An 18,521-nucleotide genomic window follows, 5' to 3' on the forward strand; every position below is an offset into this window, starting at 1 on the left:
TCGCCCCCTCAGATCGGCGGTGTGGCCCGGCCCCGCATGGCGTCCCACACCCGCGAGGGGGTGAGCGGCATGTCGGCGTGGCGGACACCGAAGGGTTTGAGCGCGTCGACGACGGCGTTCACGACGGCCGGGGGCGAGCCCACCGTCGCCGACTCGCCGACACCCTTCGCGCCGATGGGGTGGTGCGGGGACGGGGTGACGGTGAAGCCGGTCTCCCAGTCCGGGACCTCCAGTGCCGTCGGCAGCAGATAGTCCATCAGGGACCCGCCGAGGCAGTTGCCGTCCTCGTCAAAGGCGATCATCTCCATCAGCGCCATGCCGACGCCGTCCGTGAGGCCGCCGTGCACCTGCCCCTCGATGATCATGGGGTTGATGCGGGTGCCGCAGTCGTCCACGGCGATGAATCTGCGGACCGTCACCCGCGCCGTGCCCGGGTCAACGTCGACCACGCAGATGTAGGCGCCGTGCGGATAGGTGAGGTTCTCCGGGTTGTAGCAGATCTGCGCCTCAAGTCCGCCCTCCAGGCCCTCCGGCAGGTCTCCGGCGCCGTGTGCCCGCATCGCGATGTCCTGGATGGTGACCGAGGCCGAGCGGTCGCCCCTGACGTGGAAGGAGCCCTTCTCCCAGGCGAGCTCTGTGACGGGCACCTCCAGCATCCCCGAGGCGATGAGCCGTGCCTTGTCGCGCACCTTGCGCGCGACGAGCGCCGCCGCCGCGCCCGAGACCGGCGTCGAGCGGCTGCCGTACGTGCCCAGGCCGAAGGGGGTCTGGTCGGTGTCGCCGTGCACGACGTCGATGTCGGCGGGCGGGATGCCGGTCTCCTCGGAGACGATCTGCGCGAACGTCGTCTCGTGCCCCTGCCCCTGCGACTGCACCGACAGCCGCACCACCGCCTTGCCCGTGGGGTGGACGCGCAGCTCGCAGCCGTCGGCCATGCCCAGGCCGAGGATGTCCATGTCCTTGCGCGGCCCCGCGCCCACGGCCTCGGTGAAGAACGCGACGCCGATGCCCATGAGTTCGCCGCGCGCCCGCTTCTCGGCCTGCTCGCGGCGCAGTTCGTCGTATCCGGCCAGCTCCGTCGCGCGGCGCAGCGTCGGCTCGTAGTCGCCGGAGTCGTAGACCCAGCCGGTCTTGCTCGTGTAGGGGAACTGGTCGGGCCGCAGGAGGTTGCGCAGCCGCAACTGGACCGGGTCCATGTCCAGTTCGTACGCGAGGCAGTCGACGATCCGCTCGATGAGGTACACGGCCTCGGTGATGCGGAACGAGCAGGCGTAGGCGACGCCGCCCGGCGCCTTGTTGGTGTGGACCGCGGTCATCGCGCAGTAGGCGGCCTCGATGTCGTAGCTGCCGGTGAACACGCCGAAGAAGCCCGCCGGGTACTTGACGGGGGCGGCCGTGCCGTTGAACGCGCCGTGGTCGGCGAGCACATGGGTGCGGACGGCGAGGATGCGGCCCTCGCGGGTGGCCGCGATCTCCCCGCGCATGACGTAGTCCCGCGCGAAGCCGGTGCTGGTGAGGTTCTCCGAGCGGTCCTCCATCCACTTCACCGGCTTGCCGGTGAGCAGCGAGCCGACGATGGCGCAGACGTACCCGGGGTAGATGGGCACCTTGTTGCCGAAGCCGCCGCCGATGTCGGGCGAGATGACGCGGATCTTGTGCTCGGGCAGCCCGGCGACGATCGCGTAGAGGGTGCGGTGCGCGTGCGGTGCCTGGGTGGTGGACCACAGCGTCAGACGCCCTTCGATGGCGTCGAAGTCGGCGACGGCGCCGCAGGTCTCCATCGGCGCCGGGTGCACGCGCGGGTAGACGAGGTCCTGGCTGACGACGACGTCGGCGCGCGCGAAGGCGGCCTCGGTCGCCTCCGCGTCGCCGGTCTCCCAGTCGAAGCAGTGGTTGTCGGTCTTGCCCTCGATGTCGTCGCGGATCACGGGTGTGTCCGGGGCCAGCGCGGTGCGGACGTCGATGACGGGGTCGAGGATGTCGTAGTCGACGTCGATCAGCTCCAGCGCGTCGCGCGCCGCGTAGCGGTCCTCGGCGACGACGAAAGCAACTTCCTGGCCCTGGAAGCGCACCTTGTCCGTGGCGAGCACGGCCTGGACGTCGTTCGAGAGCGTGGGCATCCACGCGAGGCCTTTCTCGGCGAGCATCGCGCCGGTGACGACGAGCTTCACCTTGGGGTGTGCCTCGGCGAGGCTCGTGTCGACGTGCAGGATCCGCGCGTGTGCCACGGGCGCGCGCAGGACGGCGAGATGGAGCATGCCGGGCAACTGGACGTCGTCGACGTAGCGGCCCCTGCCGCGCACGAAGCGCGGGTCCTCCTTGCGGAGCATCCGGCCGTGGCCGCAGGGCTTGCGGTCGTTGTCCTCGAACGCGGTGACGGGGCGGTGGTGCGCCGTGGTGCTCACACGACACCTCCTTCGACGGCCACGGGGCCTTCGACGGCTACGGAGGTTTCGGCGTCCTCCTCGCCCTCCGCGTCCTCGACATCCTCGGCATCCTCGGCGGATGCGACGCGCGTGCGGGTCCCGGCCTCCTCGGCCGCGGCCCACTGGACGGAGCGGACGATGCTGGAGTAGCCCGTGCAGCGGCAGATCTGGCCGGAGACCGCCTCCCTGATCTCCCGCTCGGTAGGTGCGGGGTTGCGGTCGAGCAGGGCCCGCGCGGTCATCATCATGCCGGGGGTGCAGAAGCCGCACTGGAGGCCGTGGCACTCCATGAACCCCCGCTGTACGAGGTCGAGTTCGCCGTCACGCTCCAGGTCCTCGACGGTTCTGACGCGGTGTCCGCCCGCCATCGCGGCCAGCACGGTGCAGGACTTCACCGGCTCGTCGTCCATCCACACCACACAGGTGCCGCAGTTGCTGGTGTCACAGCCCCAGTGCGTGCCGGTCAGCGCGAGGTGGTCGCGCAGGAAGTGCACCAGCAGCAGCCGCCCCTCGATCTCCCGGGTGACCTCTTCACCGTTGACGGTCATCGTGACGCGCATGCTCACACTCCCTCTCCGTCGACGTCCGCGAGGCGAGCGACCGCGCGGCGCAGGGCCCGTACGGTCAGCTCCTCCGCGAGGTGGCGCTTGTACGCGGCGCTGCCCCTGCGGTCGTCGACCGGTTCGCAGGAGCGCGCGGCGATCTCGCCCGCCCGCGCGTACAGCTCCTCGGTGGGCGCCCTGCCGCGCAGGGTGCGCGAGATCTCCGGCATGCCCGTGGTGTTCGGCCCGACGGCGGCCAGCCCGACGCGCGCGTCGGCGATGACACCGCCGTCCAGCCACACCGCGGCGCCCGCCGAGACCACGGCCCAGTCGCCCGCGCGGCGCTCCACCTTCTCGTAGGCGCTGGAACCGCCCGGCCGTACGGGGAACCGCACCTCGGTCAGCATCTCGGCGGCGCCCACGGCCGTCTCGTACGGGCCCCGGTAGAAGTCCTCCATGGGCACGACGCGCTCGCCGTCGCGGCCCCGGATCACACAGCTCGCGTCCAGCGTGGTGCACACGGCGGACAGGTCCTCGGACGGGTCGGCCTGACAGAGCGAGCCGCCCAAGGTGCCCCTGTTCCGGACGGCCGGGTCCGCGATGACGCGTTCCGCGTCGGCGAAGACGGGGAAGTGGCGGGCCAGTTCGGCGGACTCCAGCAGCTCGCGGTGCCGGGTGAGCGCGCCGATCCGTATCCGGCCGGGCTCGGCCACGATGTAACCCAGCTCGTCGTACAGATCGTTGATGTCGATCAGGTACTCGAAGTTGGCCAGCCGCAGCTTCATCATCGGCAGCAGGCTGTGGCCGCCCGCCACGAGCCGCGCCGTCTCGCCCAGCCTGTCCAGGACGCCGATCGCCTGGTCGACGCTGCTCGCCCGCTCGTACTCGAACGGCGCGGGAACCTGCATCCGCGACCCCTCCCTCTCCGCCGTCGCCATGGCGCGTGCGCGCCCGGCCGCCCGTCTGATGTACCCCGGATGTCGGGACATTGGGCGCCCGGGGCACGGGAATGTCAACGGCGACTTAAGGGGTCGCTTAAGGCGGTGCCCGACGGCGCCCACCGAGTCCGCACCGGGTCCGTGCCGGGTCCGTGCCCGGCCCGGCAACCGTTCGCCGCCGCTCCGTCGTCGTCCCTGTCAGGGGGTGGCGCGCATGGGACGCACTAGTACCGCGAGTACACCGCGTACGCCGAGTACGGCGGCCAAGGTCGTCTGCCGGACCTGCGCGGGCCTTCTGGCGCTGACGGGGGCGCTCTTCGGCTTCGCCGCGGCTCTCGGCCTCGCGGAGAGGAAGTTCTCGGGCGCCGTCACCCTGCTGGTCGCGGCGGCGCTCCTCGCCGCCGCGGCGGTGTGGACGGCCCGCTTCCCCCTCCGGCGCGGACGTGGACGCGGAAGGCTGCGCGCCGCGGCGCGCGGTGCCCCGTTGGCGCTGGCCGCCGCGTTCACCTCCTTCGCGGCACTCGGCATGTTCCTGAACGGGGATCACGTGCCCGGCGCCGTGCTGGTCGCCGCCGCGCTGCTCTGCCTCCGCCTGGCGCGGCGGCGCGCGCGCTCACGCCGTCGGCGCTCCCCCTGGGGCGGAGGCTGGGGCTACGGAGGCGGAGGGGGCTGCGGAAGCAGCGGCGGATGCGGAAGTGGTGGCGGCTGTGGAGGGGGAGGCTGCGGGGGTGGCGGAGGGGGCTGACGTGCTCCGGCCTCCGCCGAGGCGAAGCGCGGGGAGCGACGGTCAGGTTGCCGGAGCGTCGGCCGCGGCGCCGGGCCGGATGGCGTCGGCGGCCTCCAGCGCGAACGCGGCGATGTTGCGGGGGCAGCGCCAGCGGCACTCGGCGTCGGGCACCGCGGGGGTGCCGGAGTACGGGTCGCTCCAGTCGTCGAGGTCGCTCCACCTGTCGGCGCCCGCGCCCTTCCCCTCGCCGTCATCGCCCCCGTCGCCGTCACCGTGCGGGTCGGCCAGCAGACGCAGCACGCTGGGGAACCCTTCGAGCTGCGCCTCCAGGTCGTCGTCCGCCGGGTGGGAGGGGTGGCCGCAGGCGTCGTCGCCCCCGGCGCGGGCGGTGGTCAGCAGCGCGGCGACGGCGCGGTCCCCGACGCCGGGGCCCGGCTCCCACGCGAGGTAGCCGTACATGAGGACGAGACCGAAGGTCAGGAACGCGACGCGGTCGGCGTCGGGGCTCCGCCGGGCACGTTCGCGGTCGAGCCGGTCCACGCAGTCGAGGACCACCGCGTCGATGTCCTCCTGGTCACCGGGGTAGTAACCGTGGCGTACCGATTCCCAGGCGTCGATCAGCCGCCCCGCGTCCTCATACATGATCGCTACGACGCCGCTGCCACGGTCGCGGTTCCCGTACACCCGGTCGAGGGGCGGGCGGAACGGGAACCGCGGGGTACGTCCCGTCAGCCCCCGTACACCGTGTCCGCCTGATCCGGCACGACGCTGCCGTCGAGACGCCGCACGGGACCGAGCGTGCCATCGGGCTCCGTGTATCCGGTGGTGGAGCAGGGGTAGCCGTCCTTCTTGCGGGGCAGCGGCTCGATGAACATCGGGTTGAGCACCCAGCGTCCATCCGCGTTGTCGTAGGCGCGGCACATGATCTCGTCCTGGTTCCGGTTGAGCACGAGATGCGCCCCGGTGGCGTCCCCGACGAAGGTGACGTCCGTGTTGGCGTCGCCGCCGCCGAGGGCGATGCGGTGCGCGGCGTCCTGGCGCTTCCAGGCGTCGGGCCCTTCGACGCCGAAGATCTCCTGGTTGATCCAGCAGCGCTTGCCGTCGATGTACGGGATGGAGTCGCCCTTGCCGTCCGGTACCCCGCCGCAGCCCTTGGTGCCGGTGGTGATGTGGCCGTCGCGCAGGACGCTGCGGATGGCGATGGTGTGCCCGGCGTCGATCCCGACCCCCGCCGACCACGCCTCCGTGACGGGCTCGGAGCCCGCGGAGACGATGTAGACGTCGAATCCGGCCCGTTGCAGTGTCCGGATCAGGTCCCGCTGCTGCGGGTAGTAGCGGACATAGCCGGGGACGGTGTGGGTCCCCACGTTCCGCTCGCTGCCGACGGGCGCCGCGAGCGCCTCTTCCCTGGCCTGCTGTGCGTACGAGGTGAGCTGCGCGGGGGTGTGCCCGGCGAAGAGCTGCGGCACCCAGGCGTATTCGGGCTTCGTGCGGCGGTGGTTCCACTTGCCGCCGAACGCGGCGCTGCCGTCCATGGTCCGCGCCTCGGAGCGGATCTCGAAGATCTCGTCGGTGCAGCGCGTGTCGCGCGAGGTGGGCAGCGGGCTGCCGACGGGCACGGAGGTGCCGCACGCCTCGGTGAGCGCACGCTCTGCGGCCTTGGTCAGCCAGGCGCTGGTGTCGCTCCAGCGCGCGGGCCGCAGGATCTTGTCGTGCGCGAGTGCCCAGGTCAGCGTGGCGTCCGTGATGTCGTTCTTGACGACGGTGTTGTCCCAGTCGAACGCGGCGACGGGCCGCTTCGGCCCTCGCTCCCCCGTGTCCGCGTCCTTCTTGTGGCGCTTTCCGCACAGCCCCCGCTCGTCGATCATCCGCTGGAGGCGCTCGCGGTTGTCGCCGTACCAGCCCGGACGCGCGGACAGTTGGGGGCAGTGGGCACGTGTGGCGGTGGCGGTGGCGGTGGCAGCCGAGGGCGCCGCGGTTGCGGGGACGGCGGCCAGGGGAACCGCGATCCCGACGGCCGCGGCGAGGCTCAGCGCGCCCGTAACGGTTCTCTTGCGCATGGGGCCCTCCGGTGTGCGACGTGCGACGGCGGAACGGACACCGGTCCGGTGCCGTCTGAACGATCACCGCCGGGTCGCATGCACCGTACATCTACGCCCCTCGGGGAGGTCCAGACACGCGCGCGGATTCGCCCCACTGGTCGGATGATTCCACCGCACCGGACCACGGAGTTCCGGCGCGGCTACGGCTGCGACTGCGGCTACATCCCGTACGTCTTCTTCCAGCGGGCCCGGTGCCTGCGGTCGCCCTGGCCCGCGCCGTTGACGGCGAACAGCGCCGTCAACGGGGTGCCGCTGTGCCAGAGGCCGAGGTGGTCGCGGTGCACGGCGAGGATGCCGTGCTGACGGGCGAAGGCTTCGGCGGGAGCCGTGAAGCGGGTGGTCGTCACGAAGACGGCCGCCTCGGCACAGAAGTGCCGCTGTGTCCCGAGCAGTTCGCGCAGGTCACGGCTGGGCACGGCGCCGCTGGTCGCGTAGCGCTTGCACTGCACCACCACGGTACGGCCGTCGGGCAGCCTGCCCACGACGTCGGCGCCGTGGTCACCGGCACCGCCGACCCGTCGCACCTCGGTGCAGCCGTCCCTCCGGCACAGCCCGGCGACCAGTTCCTCGAACGCGGTCCCCGACATCCCGTCGGCCTCGGCCAGCGTCCGCCGTCCCGCCCTGACCTCCTCCTGACGGCGCCAGTCCGCGTCCCCGCCGCGCAGTTGGCGGTCGGTGCGCCACAGCCACCAGGCGAGCGTTCCCGTACCGGCGAGGAGGAGCGCGGCGAGGACGTACGGGCCCGCGACCGGCCACGATCCGGCGAGCAGCACGAGCGCGAGCACTCCCCCGCCCGCCCACAGGGCTGCCCGCCGACGCGCCGGAAGCGCACGCCGGACGCTCCCGCGTCGCGGGCCTCCACGCCGACTCCGCCCTCCGGCCACCACGCCCCAGCCTCCCGCCGTCGCTGATGCCGTCGCCGATGCTGGCAACAGTGTGGGGAGGGCGCGGCCCCGGGCGGAAGGACGCACGGGAGCGGGGCTCCGCGCAGCGGCGCTTACCGGCCACGCGCGGCGGCGGTGCCTCGTCGAGCGCCCCGTCGGACGGCCTCGTCGGACAACGCGTCAGGCGACCGCGTCAGGCAGCCCCGTCAGGCGACGACCAACGGCGGGTCGGCCCAGTCGGCCTCCAGGGCGGTGCGCAGCGCGTCCACCCGCGCGTGGCCGATGCGTTCGGCGAGCGCCTGCTCCATCTGCTCCAGCATGCTCAGCGCTCTGCGGTGACGGCGCTCGCCCTCCGGCGTCATCCGCACGAGCCTTCGGCGTCGCGAGCCGGGGTCCGGCTCGAAGTGCAGCAGGCCGCGGCCGACGAGGTCGTGCACCGCCTGATGGACGCTCTGGCGGGCGGCGCCGGCGCGGCGGGCCAGCTCGGCGATCGAGGTGCCCTCCGGGTCGAGATAGGCGAAAACCGATGCCTGGGCCAGCGAGACGGGCTCCTCGCCCGCCGCCTCCATGCTCGCCAGCAGCCCTTCCTCGAACCACCGGCGCGCCGCTTGCAGCCTCTGGGCGATCGGCCGCTCCTCCAGCCGTTCCTCCATGCCTGTTCCCCCTTTGTCCGCGCTCTGTCCGCGCAGATACCCAGGTTAACGACTGTTCAGGCCCTGCCACCCGGCGGGCCGCGCGAGATCTCGCAGGTCGGGGGCCTTGTCGGGCGTCGGGGCGCGGCGTACGGCGGGGAGGGCCGACGCCCGGCGGGGAGGGGACGCGCCCGCTCCGGCGCGTATTGGCTCCGGGTGCGCCGCACCTTCCGAAACGGATTTCGCCTCAGCGCCCGCATGGCGTAGTGTTCATTTCACCGACGCGGGGTGGAGCAGCTCGGTAGCTCGCTGGGCTCATAACCCAGAGGTCGCAGGTTCAAATCCTGTCCCCGCTACTCACCAGTGGAGGCCCGGCATCGCCGGGCCTCCACTGCTTTGTGCCCGCCCCTTCCGTAGGCGGCCATGAACATGTCCAGCAGTCCGTCGACCGCGTCCTCGTCGATGGGTCGGGTCGACAGCAGGCTGCGGTAGTACAGCGCGCCGCACAGCACCTCGGCGGCGAATTCCAGATTCGCCTCCGCGGCCAGTTCTCCGGCGCGCTGGGCGCGGGTGATCCGGTCGAGGGTGCGCTGCTCGACGGTGGCCAGGAATCGTTCGTGCAGGGTTGCCCGCAGCGTGGTGTCAGCCTGCGCCTCGGCGATGACGGCACGGTAGACGGGGCCGATGGGCGGGCCGGACAGGGCGAGGCCCGAGCGCAGGAACTGTTCGCGCAGGTCCGCGCGGACGTCCCCGGTGTCGCGGTAGTCCAGGTCGCTGGTCCACACGCGGCTGAGCGCGTCGAGCAGCAGCGCCGACATGGAGGGCCAGCGCCGGTAGATCGTGTGTTTCCCGACCCCGGCCCTTCGGCCGACCGCCTCGATGCTCAGGCCCGCGTAACCGACCTCCGCGGCCAGCTCGAGGGTCACCTCCAGCAGTTCTTCGGTGCGCGCGGCGCCTCGGCGCCTCGGCGTGGCGGGCGTGTCAGTCATGTCGCCACTCTAACGGCACAGGGCGTGCCGTTGACAATATCGCGGGCCGCGCGCAGGATGCAGTCTCGATCGGCACGACCCGTGCCGTTGTTGAGTGCGGCGGCATGTCGCCACCCACGCGCCCAAGATCCAGCACATCAAGACCCTCAAAGGGGAAACTGCCATGAACAGCACCGGGAGCAGCACGCACGAGGGATTCACGGCCGAGGAGCGGGCCGCGATGAAGGACCACGCCCAAGAGCTGAAGACGGCAGCGCGCCGTGGCTCGCGTGCGGACAAGGCGGCGGAGGCGGCACGGGACGTGCTCGCGAAGATCGCCGAGATGCGGGACTCGGACCGGATCATGGCCGAGCGCGTCCATGCCGTCATCACGGCCAACGCCCCGGTGCTCGCGCCGAAGCTCTGGTACGGGATGCCCGCCTACGCGCTGGACGGCAAGATCGTCTGCTTCTTCCAGAGCGCGGAGAAGTTCAAGGCGCGCTACGCGACGCTCGGGTTCAGTGACCAGGCGAAGCTGGACGAGGGCACGATGTGGGCAGCCGGTTTCGCCCTGAGCGAGGTGACGCCCGAGGCGGAGGCGCGGATCGCCGCGCTGGTGAAGCAGGCGGTGAGCTGAGGCGCACCCGGTGAACGGGCCAGGGCCCTTCTTCCGGATCGCGCGCCGACGGACAGGGGCGCGGATCGCGCGCGACGAACACGCCTCATCGGCCAGGACCGTCTCCGGTCCGGAAGAAGTGCCCTGGGCCGGACGCCCGCGTCAGCCCGTCAGCCCGTCAGCCCGTCAGCCCGTCAGCCCGTCAGCCCGCGTCGACCGTGCCCCGTGCGATGTCCGCGACCACCTCACGGGCAGCCCGCGTGCCCGAGGCGAGCGCTCCCTGTACGGAGCCGGTCGCGCGGTGGTCCCCGCACACGTAGCGGCCCTTCGTGAAGCGGCAGGTGCGGGTCAGGGGCTGGGGCGGGGGCATGGCGGGGAGCGCGTCCCTGACCGTGTAGGAGGCGACGTGCTCCCAGTCCGAGGTGTCGGTGCCGTAGACGTCGGCGAGCGCCGAGCGCAGCGGCGGCTCCCAGCCCGTGGGGCACTCCCCCAGCACGGAGGTCGAGATCAGCGCCCTGCCGTCGGGCGCGTAGGCGGGCGCCACCTCGCTGAGGACGCAGGTGTTGAGGAAGCGGCGCCGCGCGTCGATGACGAGCGTCGGTTCGCGCAGCGGGGAGGCGGGCGCCGCGTGGTAGTGCGTCGTCACGGTGCGGGACGGAGGCACGGGGAGGCCGGGGAGGAGCCTTCCGGCGTCGGCGGCGCCCGTGGCCACCACGACGACGGCGCCGGGCACCTCGGTGCCGTCGGCCAGTGTCACGCCGTCCTCCGTCAGCCGCGCGACGGGCGCCCCCAACCGCAGCGTCCCCGACGGCAGCCCGTCGGCGAGCTGCGCGGGCACGGCGCCGACCCCCTCCTCTGGCAGGCACAGCGTCCCGCGCAGCATGCTGCGCCACACCAGGTGGAAGAAGCGGCTGGAGGTCTCCAGTCCGTCCTCCAGGAAGACGCCCGAGAGGAAGGGCCGGAAGAACGTCTCGACGAACTCCTCCGAGATGCCCGCCTCCGCGAGTTCGGCCCGTGTCGTACGGTCCCCGCCGCCCTTCACCACTCGCATCGGGCCCGCCATGTCCCGTACCGCCAGCCGGGCGACCGCCGCCAGATCGCAGCCCGAGGCCATGCGTCCAGGAAGGAGGTCGGCGCAGCCGCGCAGGCCGCGCGTGGGGTCGCTGAAGCGCCGCATCCCGGCGTCCGTGCGGATCAGCGCGCCGGGTGTGAAGGGGCGCAGTCCTAGCGCTCGCAGGTCGAGGCGGCGCCTGAGCTGGGGGTAGGAGGTGTTGCAGACCTGGAAGCCCCGGTCCAGGCGGAAGCCGTCGGCCATGTCGGAGCGCATCCGGCCGCCGACCGCGTCTCCCGCCTCCAGGATCCGCACCGGGACTCCGGCCGCGCGCAGGTCGAGGGCGCAGGCGAGACCGGCCAGGCCGGCGCCGACGACGAGGACTTCGCGCGGGTTGCCGGGGCTGCTGGGGCACGGGTGCATGCGCGGTGGCCCTTCACGAGACTCACGATCCGACGTCGCCAGGCCGCACGGCACCGGGCCGCCGCCTCTCAGCATGATCGTCGCTGCGGCCCTGGTCCGCCTGCCGCCCCGCCGCGCGCGGTGCGCCGTCTCCGTCAGAGTGCGGTCAGCGGGTCCCCCGGGCCCAGGACCGTGGCCAGTTCCTCGCGGGTGGGCCCCGTGGCGGGCCCGTGCCGGGTCACCGCGAGGGAGGCCGCGACGTTGGCGGCGCGCGCCGCCTCCCGCGGCCCCGCGCCACGGGCCAGGAAGGCGAGGAAGGCGCCGACGTGCGCGTCGCCCGCGCCGTTGCTGTCCACGGCCTCGACGGGGCGGCCCGGCACGTGGGCGGGGGCCTCACCCGGTGCGGCGACCCAGCAGCCGGAGGCGTCACCGCGCACGACGACACCACCGGCGCCACGCGCACCGTCGCCCGCACCGCCCGTGCCACCCGCGCCCAGGCGCTCCCGGAGCGCCGCCGTCGCGTCCTCCTCCTCCTCGACGCCCGTGAGCAGCCGGGCCTCGCGCCGGTTCGCGCTGAGCCAGTCGCAGCGGGCCAGCACGGGGGCCAGGACCTCCTCGGGGATGCCGTCGACCAGTGGGCCCGGGTCGAAGCAGAGCGTCACGTCCGGGGGAAGCCCGGCGGCGAACCGTGCCAGCGCGGGGCCGCTGCCGGGGTGGGCGAGCCCGTACCCGGAGAGTTGCACGAGGTCGCCGGGGCGCAGCCGCCGGGCCAGCGCGGCGGTGTCCTCGGCTGTCAGTGTCGCCTCCACGCCCAGGGCTGTGGCGAAGGTGCGCTCTCCGTCGCCGTCGACCAGCGCGACGCAGAATCCGCTGTCGCCCTCCTCGCGCGGCGGCAGGACGGTCTCGACGCCCTCGGCGGCGAGCGCCGCGCGGACGCGGTCGCCGAAAGGGCCTGTGCCGTGCGCTCCCCCGTACAGCGCGGGCAGCCCGAGCCGTCGCGCCGCGGCCAGCACGTTGAAGCCGCCGCCCGCGGTGAGCCCGTGGGCCGAGGCGAGCACGTCGGAACCGCGTTCGGGAAGGTGGGGGACGCGCAGGACGACGTCGACGATGACGTTGCCCGCGAGGACGAGGCGCGGGGCCGGGTCCGGGGCCTGTGTCGAGGTGGGGGCCGGAGAGGGGGCCGGAGTGGTCATGCGGGGATCGTCTCCTCTTCCGGGGCGGTCCGGGCCGCCTCGTCCACGCGCGCCGCCTCGTCCGTGACGGTGCGGTCCAGGGGGCGCAGGAGTGCGTACAGGACGGCCGAGACGGCGAAGGTGACGGCCCAGCCGAGCCCGTTCGCGCCGAGCCAACTGTGCGAGAAGGGGCCGGAGAACCAGATGTCCGTGTCGCTGGTCTTCGCCTCCGTCAGCAGCAGCCCCACCACGATCGCGACGGCCCACGCGGCGACGGCGGGCCAGGCGAAGCCGCCCCGGTACCAGTAGCGGCTGCCGCGACGCGTGTCCATCAGACCCTCGGCGTCGTACGCGCGTCGACGCAGCATGTCGACGGCGAAGACCCCGACCCACGCGGTGATGGGGACGGCGAGGAGGGTGAGGAAGGTGGTGAAGGGGCCGTAGAAGTCCTTCGCGACGAGCATGAAGTAGATGCCGCCCGCGAAGGTGAGGACGACGTCGATGCCGACGGCGACGGTGCGCCGGGTGCGCAGTCCCAGGGTGACCAGGGTCAGCCCGGCCGAGTAGACGGAGAGGTGGTTGGAGAGCAGGAGGCCGCCGAAGGCCGCGATCAGGTAGGGCACGGACATCCACGAGGGGAGCATCGTGTTGATGGCCGAGACCGGGTCGGCGGAGGTGGCGAGGCTGTCGTCGCCCGCCGAGAGCAGTGAGCCCAGCGAGATGAGCAGCATCAGCGGGATGCCCGCGCCCGCCGCCGAGGCGACGACGAGCCTGCCGCCCGGTATGCGACGGGGCAGGTAACGGGCGTAGTCGGCGCCCGCGTTGGCCCAGCCGATGCCGGTGCCGGCGGCGATGACCCCGATGCCGCCGATGACGGCACTGAGCGGCGCTGCGGGCGCGTGGGCGACCTTCGTCCAGTCGACGGTGGCGACGAGGAAGCCCATCACCAGGAGGTTGAGCAGCCCGAAGAGGCAGGTGGCCCAGCGGTTGATCCACATGATGGTGGCGTGCCCGAGGCCGCTGATCAGGAGCGTGCAGGCGATGAAGACCAGCAGGCAGAGCAGCGTCAGCACGGTGTTCTGGCGCACCCCGAAGGCGATGGCCAGCAGCGAGAGCAGCGCGTAGGCGGCGGTCGTGGTGTTGATGGTCTCCCAGCCGACCCGGCTCAGCCAGGTCACCAGGGTGGGCCCGGTGTTGCCACGGGCGCCGAAGACGGCGCGGGAGAGGGTGAGCGCGGGTGCGCCGCCGCGCTTGCCCGCGATGCTCAGCGCGCCGACGAGCGCGAACGAGCCGAAGGCTCCGATCACGGCCACGAGGGCCGCCTGCCAGATGTTGAGGCCGCGGAAGGCCACCAGGGTGGCGCCCAGGGGCAGTCCCAGGATGGAGATGTTGGCGGCGAACCACGTCCAGAACATCTGGCTGGCCCGGCCGTGCCGTTCGCCGTCGGGCACCGGCTCGATGCCCCGGGTTTCGACGGCACCGACACGCTCGCTCGTCCTTGAGCCGCTCATGACGGAACCTCCTTACGGTTCAGGTTCAGGGGTGCGGGGAGGGGCCGCCGGGTGCCATGCCGGTCCGGCGGCGGCGCGGCCCGTCAGGCGGCGCGGAGGGTGAGCAGGGCGTCGACGAGGGGGTCGAGGTCCAGGTCGTTGACGGTGCGGAGGGTGGCGACGGCTTCGGCGGGGAGACCCGTCAGACCTGCGGCGGCGCCGGAGACGGCTCCGGCGATGGCACCGATGGTGTCGCAGTCGCCGCCGAGGTTCGCTGCGAGCAGGCAGGTGCGCCAGGGGTCGTCGCCCGCGAGGGCGAGCACGGCGAAGGCCGCGGGCACGGACTCCTGGCTGGCGACGCTGGTGCCAACCAGCGCGCTGATGGTGTCCACCGCCTCGTCCTCGCCGCGTCCGGCGACCAGTCCGCGTGCCCAGCGGATGCGCGCGGCGATGTCGGCGCCCGCCGCCCAGTGGCCGCGACGGGCTCCGGCGGCTGCCGCCTCCTCGGCCGCGTCCATCGCGGCCTCCAGCCCGTGCCCCTCGACGGCGACGCTGACGGCCGCCGCCACGGCAGCGGCGCTCGCGATGCCCAGGGTGGTGTCGTGGGTGACCTGGCAGGACTCGACGACGTGGTCGAGGAAGCCGTCGAGCGGCTCGACGGGGAAGGCGATCCCGACGGGGGTGACGCGCATGGCGGCGCCGTTGGTGGTGCCGCTCTTGCCGGTCTCGGTGACCGGTACGCCGCGTGCGACGGCGTCCAGTGCCGCCTTGGTGGAGGGGCCGAGGAGGTCGAAGGAGCCCTTGGCCTTCATCGCCTTCTCCCAGTCGAGGAGTTCGGAGGCCAGTTGCACGGAGTCGATACGTCCGGCCGAGCCGATGAGCAACTGGCCGACGATGACGGCCTGTTCGGTGTCGTCGGTGACCGACCCCGCGGGCATTCCGGCGGCGACGGGGTTGTCCGGCGGGCCCGGTTCAAAGCCGGTGACCCGGCCGAAGCGGGCCGTGATGGCCTGACGGGACATGATCTGGGTGGGCATGCCGAGGGCGTCGCCGAGTGCGAGGCCGTAGAAGGCGCCGAGGGCACGGTCGGTGCGGCGGGTGGCGTGGTTCATGTGCGCTGTCTCTGCTGGTGGGGTGGGGTGGAGTGGGGTGCGTTGTGGGCGTGGGCCGCTGGGGGGGGTGGGTGCGGGCGCCGGGGGTGGCGGCGTACGGGGATGTCAGGGCGCCGTGGCCTCCCCGAAGCGCGTACGCAGCTCGAAGTGGGCGGGGTCCAGGAGGCTGACGACGTGCTCGACGAGACCGCCGTCGGGTCCGCGCCCCGTGCGCCGCACCCGCAGGAACGAGGTGCCGGACGGCCTGCCCAGGGTGGCGGCGTCGCCGGGTGCGAGGGGGACGGCGGTGGCGCGCTGCTCGCCCGACGCCACGACCAGGCCCGCCTCGGCGAGGGTGCGGGTGAGCGATCCGTCGGACAGTCCGCGCTCGGGCACCTCCTCCAGCCCGGGGTGGAGGGGGACACGGCTGCGTTCGAGGGAGACGTGTGCGCCGTCGGGCAAAGTGCGCAGGCGGTCCAGGGCGAGGAAGCGCGCGTCGGACAGGCCGAGTTCGGCGGCGAGCGCCGCGTCCTGGGCGACGTCGAGGCGCAGGACGGTGGTGGTGGGCGACGCGCCCTGGTCCACGAGGGACTGGGTCCAGCCGTGCCGGTTGTCCAGCGGGGTGCCGTCGAAGGTGACGAACGAGCCGATGCCCGCGTGGGTGGCGATCAGCCCCTCGTCGTTGAGCGCGCGCAGTGCCTCGCGGACGGTGGCGCGGCTGACGGAGAAGCGCTGGGTCAGCGCGTGCTCCCCCGGGAGACGGCTGCCGGTGCGCAGGGCGCCCGCCCTGATCTCGCGGCCGAGGACCCTGGCCACGCGCTGGTGCTTACGAGCCTGTTCGGACATGTCCGCACCGTAGACCTACCTGTCTGGACCTGTCTAGAGACCCACGTCACCTTCCCCTGCGTCACCTTCCATGGCCAAGGATTTCCTTTCCGGTAATTCCTTTCCCCTTCAGAGGATCACTCTGGAATAACCTCACACGATCGAGGGATACCAAAGGCGGGCGTGAGGGACAAGAATTCCTTTCACCCGGTCGCATCCGACCTCAGCTCATCGCAGGCGGAAAGCGAACGGACATCTCACCATCACGAGCCCATTCGACCTCCTTTTCCCGTGCCCGAATATTTCACGGGCGCGAGAAAAGGGGAACGGGGAAGGAAAAGAATGACTATCTCGGCGAAAATCCTCCGCCGCGCCGGAGCCGCCGCGGCATGCGCGGCACTCACCCTCGCCCTGGCACCCGTCACGGCCCTCGCCGCCCCGGGCGCCCTCACCGCACCGTCGGCCCAGGCGTCCCAGTCCGCCGCACAACGCCTTGACCTGGTGTGCACGGTCAACGACAACGGCGTCAACTACCGGGGCGGGCCTGGCAGCCAGTACCCGGTGCTGGGCCAGGTGAACAAGGGCCAGAAGATGAACGCCAAGGGCAAGGAGGGGAGCTGGGTGATGGGTGACCTGTGGGGCGGCAGGACGGGCGTCTGGATTCACGTCGCCTATCTGGACTGCTGATCCGCCCCGCTAGAGAAAAAGGGATCATCACACACGGGGGAACTCTTCCACGGAAGAACGGGGGGATTGCAGGGGGAATGCAGGGGGGATGCGGGAGGGATTTCCGTGGAGAACCAGGGGGTTCCCGTGAGTTCGGTGACGGCTTTCCGGAAAGCCTCACGGAAAACGGGGAATCACGGATGACCGCCGCATGAGCACCCCTTGAACGTCCCGTCGGACACCGCTCGCGCAGTCGCCGCGGCGGTGTCCGACGGGATCCGCGTTGCGGGCTGTGAGCGTGCGGTCGTGGCAGGCGTTGTCCTTGCGCACAGCGTTGGGGCGCGGTCGCTCCCATAGTGCAGGTACGGGGCCCGTAGGGTTCGTGCGGTGATTGCGAGCATCATCTTCGACGTCGGCGAGACCCTCACCCGCGACGACCGGTACTGGGGCTCGTGGGCCGACTGGCTCGGCGTACCCCGGCACACTCTCTCCGCGCTGGTCGGTGCCGTCGTCGCGCAGGGCCGCGACAACGCCGACGCCCTCCGCCTCGTACGGCCCGGCATCGACATCGACGCCGAGCGCGCCGCGAAGGAGGCAGCAGGGGCGGGCGAGCGGTTGGATGAAAGCGACCTGTACGACGACGTAAGGCCGGGCCTGGCCGCCCTGCGCGGTGCCGGATACGGAGTGCACATCGCGGGGAACCAGACGGCACGGGCGGGCGCGCTGCTGCGGGGCCTGGAACTGCCCGCCGACAGCATCTCGACCTCCCAGGAGTGGGGCACCGCCAAACCGGACCCGGCGTTCTTCGCACGAGCACTCCAGACGGCGGGAACCGCCCCGGCACAGACCGTGTACGTAGGAGACCACCCGGCGAACGACATCGTCCCGGCCCGCGCGGCCGGGCTGCGCACCTGCCTGATCCGGCGCGGCCCGTGGGGACATCTGTGGGCCGACGACGCCGACATCCCGGCGGACTTCCGGATCGACAGCATCCTCGACCTGACCGCCGCGCTCGCCCACCCGTAAGCACACGGACGCACGAACGCCCCGCGGCGAAGGAGCACTTCGGCGGGGCATCGCGCGCGCTGATCCGGTGTCCCGCACGACTCCGAGGGCTTCGCGCGCCAGCTCGACCGCCCGTTCCGGTTCGCGTATGGCGGCGGAGGCAACGGCCGACCGCGCCGACCACACGCCGACGTCGCGACGGGCCGAGGCCGGAGCCACGGGGATGAGCTGGCCCCACAATCGTGCGGCCTCTTCCACCAGGCCCAGCCTGCCGCAGCAGGGGCGCAGGTTACTACGGCATGGCTATGCGAGCGCCTCATGGGCGGCAGCGAGAGCCAGGTGCCACGGGTACTCCTTCGGCCGTCCTTCTCCGGGCGGGTTCGGCTGAAATCCCCCCTCGCCGAGCAGCACCCGCACTCCCGCGCCACGCAACGTCTCGACGCTGCGGCCGAACTGAGGATGCGTGGCAAAGGCGTCATTCAGGCAGGGCATCACCACCAAGGGCTGACGCTTCCCGAGCACCTCCGCAATGACGCCGGTGACGACGTTGGGAGTCAGCCCGAGAGCACACGTGTTGATCGTGTTCAGCGTGGCCGGCGCCAGGATCGTCACATCGGCAGGCGGCCAGACGGCGCCTTCGCCCAGACGTCGGGGCACCACTCGCACGGGATGCCCCGAAGCTGTCTCCATGTGCGGGATGTGGGCCTCCGCCCACTCTGCGGCAGTGGGCGTCAACCCGACACACACCTCCCACCCATCACTCTGCGCAAGGGTGATGGCGTCAGGCAGGTAGGTAATGGGCGGAGCGGCGGAGCCGAGCAGGTGCAGCACGCGAGCAGTCATGCTCCGCATCTCACCACAGCAATCCGCCTTCGACAGTGTCTCAGCCACGGTCACACTCCCTCGCGGACAGGTGCCAGCACCTCGCCGATGTCCCAGCCGGTTTGGTCAGCTCGCCATGGCGCCAGGGCCGTAGCCACAGCT

The 18,521-nt window shown here is 72.4% G+C and carries 18 protein-coding genes and 1 tRNA gene; 5 read left to right on the plus strand and 14 right to left on the minus strand.

Annotated features, from left to right (window positions below; translation table 11 throughout):
• Positions 1 to 8: 8 nt before the first annotated feature.
• The 3 genes from ACYVOO_RS24935 to ACYVOO_RS24945 are packed head-to-tail and all read right to left on the minus strand — an operon-like array spanning position 9 to position 3,876.
• Positions 9 to 2,405 carry an aerobic carbon-monoxide dehydrogenase large subunit gene (locus ACYVOO_RS24935; RefSeq protein ID WP_461017918.1) on the minus strand — a complete coding sequence of 799 codons (2,397 nt, stop codon included), beginning with the start codon at positions 2,403 to 2,405 and terminating at the stop codon, positions 9 to 11.
• Complete coding sequence (locus tag ACYVOO_RS24940) at positions 2,402 to 2,986, minus strand: (2Fe-2S)-binding protein (RefSeq protein WP_461017919.1); 585 nt, start codon at positions 2,984 to 2,986, stop codon at positions 2,402 to 2,404. Before ACYVOO_RS24940 ends, ACYVOO_RS24935 begins: the two co-directional genes overlap by 4 nt.
• 2 nt (positions 2,987 to 2,988) lie before the next feature.
• Positions 2,989 to 3,876 carry an FAD binding domain-containing protein gene (locus tag ACYVOO_RS24945; protein ID WP_461017920.1) on the minus strand — a complete coding sequence of 296 codons (888 nt, stop codon included), beginning with the start codon at positions 3,874 to 3,876 and terminating at the stop codon, positions 2,989 to 2,991.
• Positions 3,877 to 4,120: 244 nt separating this feature from the next.
• Between ACYVOO_RS24945 and ACYVOO_RS24950 the strand changes: the two genes are divergently transcribed.
• Complete coding sequence (locus ACYVOO_RS24950; protein ID WP_461017921.1) at positions 4,121 to 4,651, plus strand: hypothetical protein; 531 nt, start codon at positions 4,121 to 4,123, stop codon at positions 4,649 to 4,651.
• Positions 4,652 to 4,693: 42 nt separating this feature from the next.
• Here ACYVOO_RS24950 and ACYVOO_RS24955 read toward each other — a convergent pair whose 3' ends face one another.
• From ACYVOO_RS24955 to ACYVOO_RS24970, 4 genes are all read right to left on the minus strand, one after another.
• Positions 4,694 to 5,275: a hypothetical protein gene (locus ACYVOO_RS24955; protein WP_461017922.1), complete on the minus strand. Its 582-nt coding sequence runs from the start codon at positions 5,273 to 5,275 to the stop codon at positions 4,694 to 4,696.
• 86 nt (positions 5,276 to 5,361) lie between these two features.
• On the minus strand, positions 5,362 to 6,693 hold the full coding sequence (locus ACYVOO_RS24960; protein ID WP_461017923.1) for an HAD family hydrolase: 1,332 nt from the start codon (positions 6,691 to 6,693) through the stop codon (positions 5,362 to 5,364).
• A 200-nt stretch (positions 6,694 to 6,893) separates the two neighbouring features.
• On the minus strand, positions 6,894 to 7,508 hold the full coding sequence (locus ACYVOO_RS24965) for a restriction endonuclease (protein WP_461017924.1): 615 nt from the start codon (positions 7,506 to 7,508) through the stop codon (positions 6,894 to 6,896).
• Positions 7,509 to 7,825: 317 nt separating this feature from the next.
• The gene (locus ACYVOO_RS24970; RefSeq protein ID WP_453347786.1) at positions 7,826 to 8,272 is read right to left on the minus strand and encodes a MarR family winged helix-turn-helix transcriptional regulator; all 447 of its coding nucleotides are present in this window, start codon (positions 8,270 to 8,272) and stop codon (positions 7,826 to 7,828) included.
• A 261-nt stretch (positions 8,273 to 8,533) separates the two neighbouring features.
• On the opposite strand from ACYVOO_RS24970, the gene ACYVOO_RS24975 reads away from it, so the two are divergent.
• Positions 8,534 to 8,607, plus strand: a tRNA-Met gene (locus ACYVOO_RS24975).
• On the opposite strand, the gene ACYVOO_RS24980 is transcribed toward ACYVOO_RS24975, so the two are convergent.
• Entirely contained in the window at positions 8,605 to 9,240 is a 636-nt protein-coding gene (locus tag ACYVOO_RS24980; RefSeq protein WP_461017925.1) for a TetR/AcrR family transcriptional regulator, read from the minus strand. The two genes, ACYVOO_RS24975 and ACYVOO_RS24980, sit on opposite strands and share 3 nt — an antisense overlap.
• A 163-nt stretch (positions 9,241 to 9,403) precedes the next feature.
• Here ACYVOO_RS24980 and ACYVOO_RS24985 point away from each other — a divergent pair, with 163 nt between their 5' ends.
• Positions 9,404 to 9,856: an iron chaperone gene (locus tag ACYVOO_RS24985; RefSeq protein WP_461017926.1), complete on the plus strand. Its 453-nt coding sequence runs from the start codon at positions 9,404 to 9,406 to the stop codon at positions 9,854 to 9,856.
• Positions 9,857 to 10,037: 181 nt separating this feature from the next.
• Here the strand turns inward: ACYVOO_RS24985 and ACYVOO_RS24990 are convergent, their stop codons facing one another.
• From ACYVOO_RS24990 to ACYVOO_RS25010, 5 genes are all read right to left on the minus strand, one after another.
• Positions 10,038 to 11,309 carry an NAD(P)/FAD-dependent oxidoreductase gene (locus tag ACYVOO_RS24990; RefSeq protein ID WP_461017927.1) on the minus strand — a complete coding sequence of 424 codons (1,272 nt, stop codon included), beginning with the start codon at positions 11,307 to 11,309 and terminating at the stop codon, positions 10,038 to 10,040.
• A gap of 134 nt (positions 11,310 to 11,443) precedes the next feature.
• Complete coding sequence (locus tag ACYVOO_RS24995; RefSeq protein WP_461017928.1) at positions 11,444 to 12,481, minus strand: PfkB family carbohydrate kinase; 1,038 nt, start codon at positions 12,479 to 12,481, stop codon at positions 11,444 to 11,446.
• The gene (locus ACYVOO_RS25000; protein WP_461017929.1) at positions 12,478 to 13,971 is read right to left on the minus strand and encodes a purine-cytosine permease family protein; all 1,494 of its coding nucleotides are present in this window, start codon (positions 13,969 to 13,971) and stop codon (positions 12,478 to 12,480) included. Before ACYVOO_RS25000 ends, ACYVOO_RS24995 begins: the two co-directional genes overlap by 4 nt.
• A gap of 83 nt (positions 13,972 to 14,054) precedes the next feature.
• Positions 14,055 to 15,062, minus strand: coding sequence for an ADP-ribosylglycohydrolase family protein (locus ACYVOO_RS25005; protein ID WP_461017930.1), 1,008 nt, complete (start codon positions 15,060 to 15,062; stop codon positions 14,055 to 14,057).
• A 105-nt stretch (positions 15,063 to 15,167) separates the two neighbouring features.
• Positions 15,168 to 15,887 carry a GntR family transcriptional regulator gene (locus ACYVOO_RS25010; RefSeq protein WP_461017931.1) on the minus strand — a complete coding sequence of 240 codons (720 nt, stop codon included), beginning with the start codon at positions 15,885 to 15,887 and terminating at the stop codon, positions 15,168 to 15,170.
• 321 nt (positions 15,888 to 16,208) lie between these two features.
• On the opposite strand from ACYVOO_RS25010, the gene ACYVOO_RS25015 reads away from it, so the two are divergent.
• Together ACYVOO_RS25015 and ACYVOO_RS25020 are read left to right on the plus strand one after the other, a co-directional pair.
• Complete coding sequence (locus ACYVOO_RS25015) at positions 16,209 to 16,553, plus strand: SH3 domain-containing protein (protein WP_461017932.1); 345 nt, start codon at positions 16,209 to 16,211, stop codon at positions 16,551 to 16,553.
• 366 nt (positions 16,554 to 16,919) lie between these two features.
• Entirely contained in the window at positions 16,920 to 17,558 is a 639-nt protein-coding gene (locus ACYVOO_RS25020; protein ID WP_461017933.1) for an HAD family hydrolase, read from the plus strand.
• A gap of 282 nt (positions 17,559 to 17,840) precedes the next feature.
• Here the strand turns inward: ACYVOO_RS25020 and ACYVOO_RS25025 are convergent, their stop codons facing one another.
• A complete protein-coding gene (locus ACYVOO_RS25025) occupies positions 17,841 to 18,428 on the minus strand; it encodes a flavoprotein (protein ID WP_461017934.1) in 588 nt (195 codons plus the stop codon).
• Positions 18,429 to 18,521 lie beyond the last annotated feature (93 nt).

Source organism: Streptomyces daliensis (genome assembly GCF_054782395.1).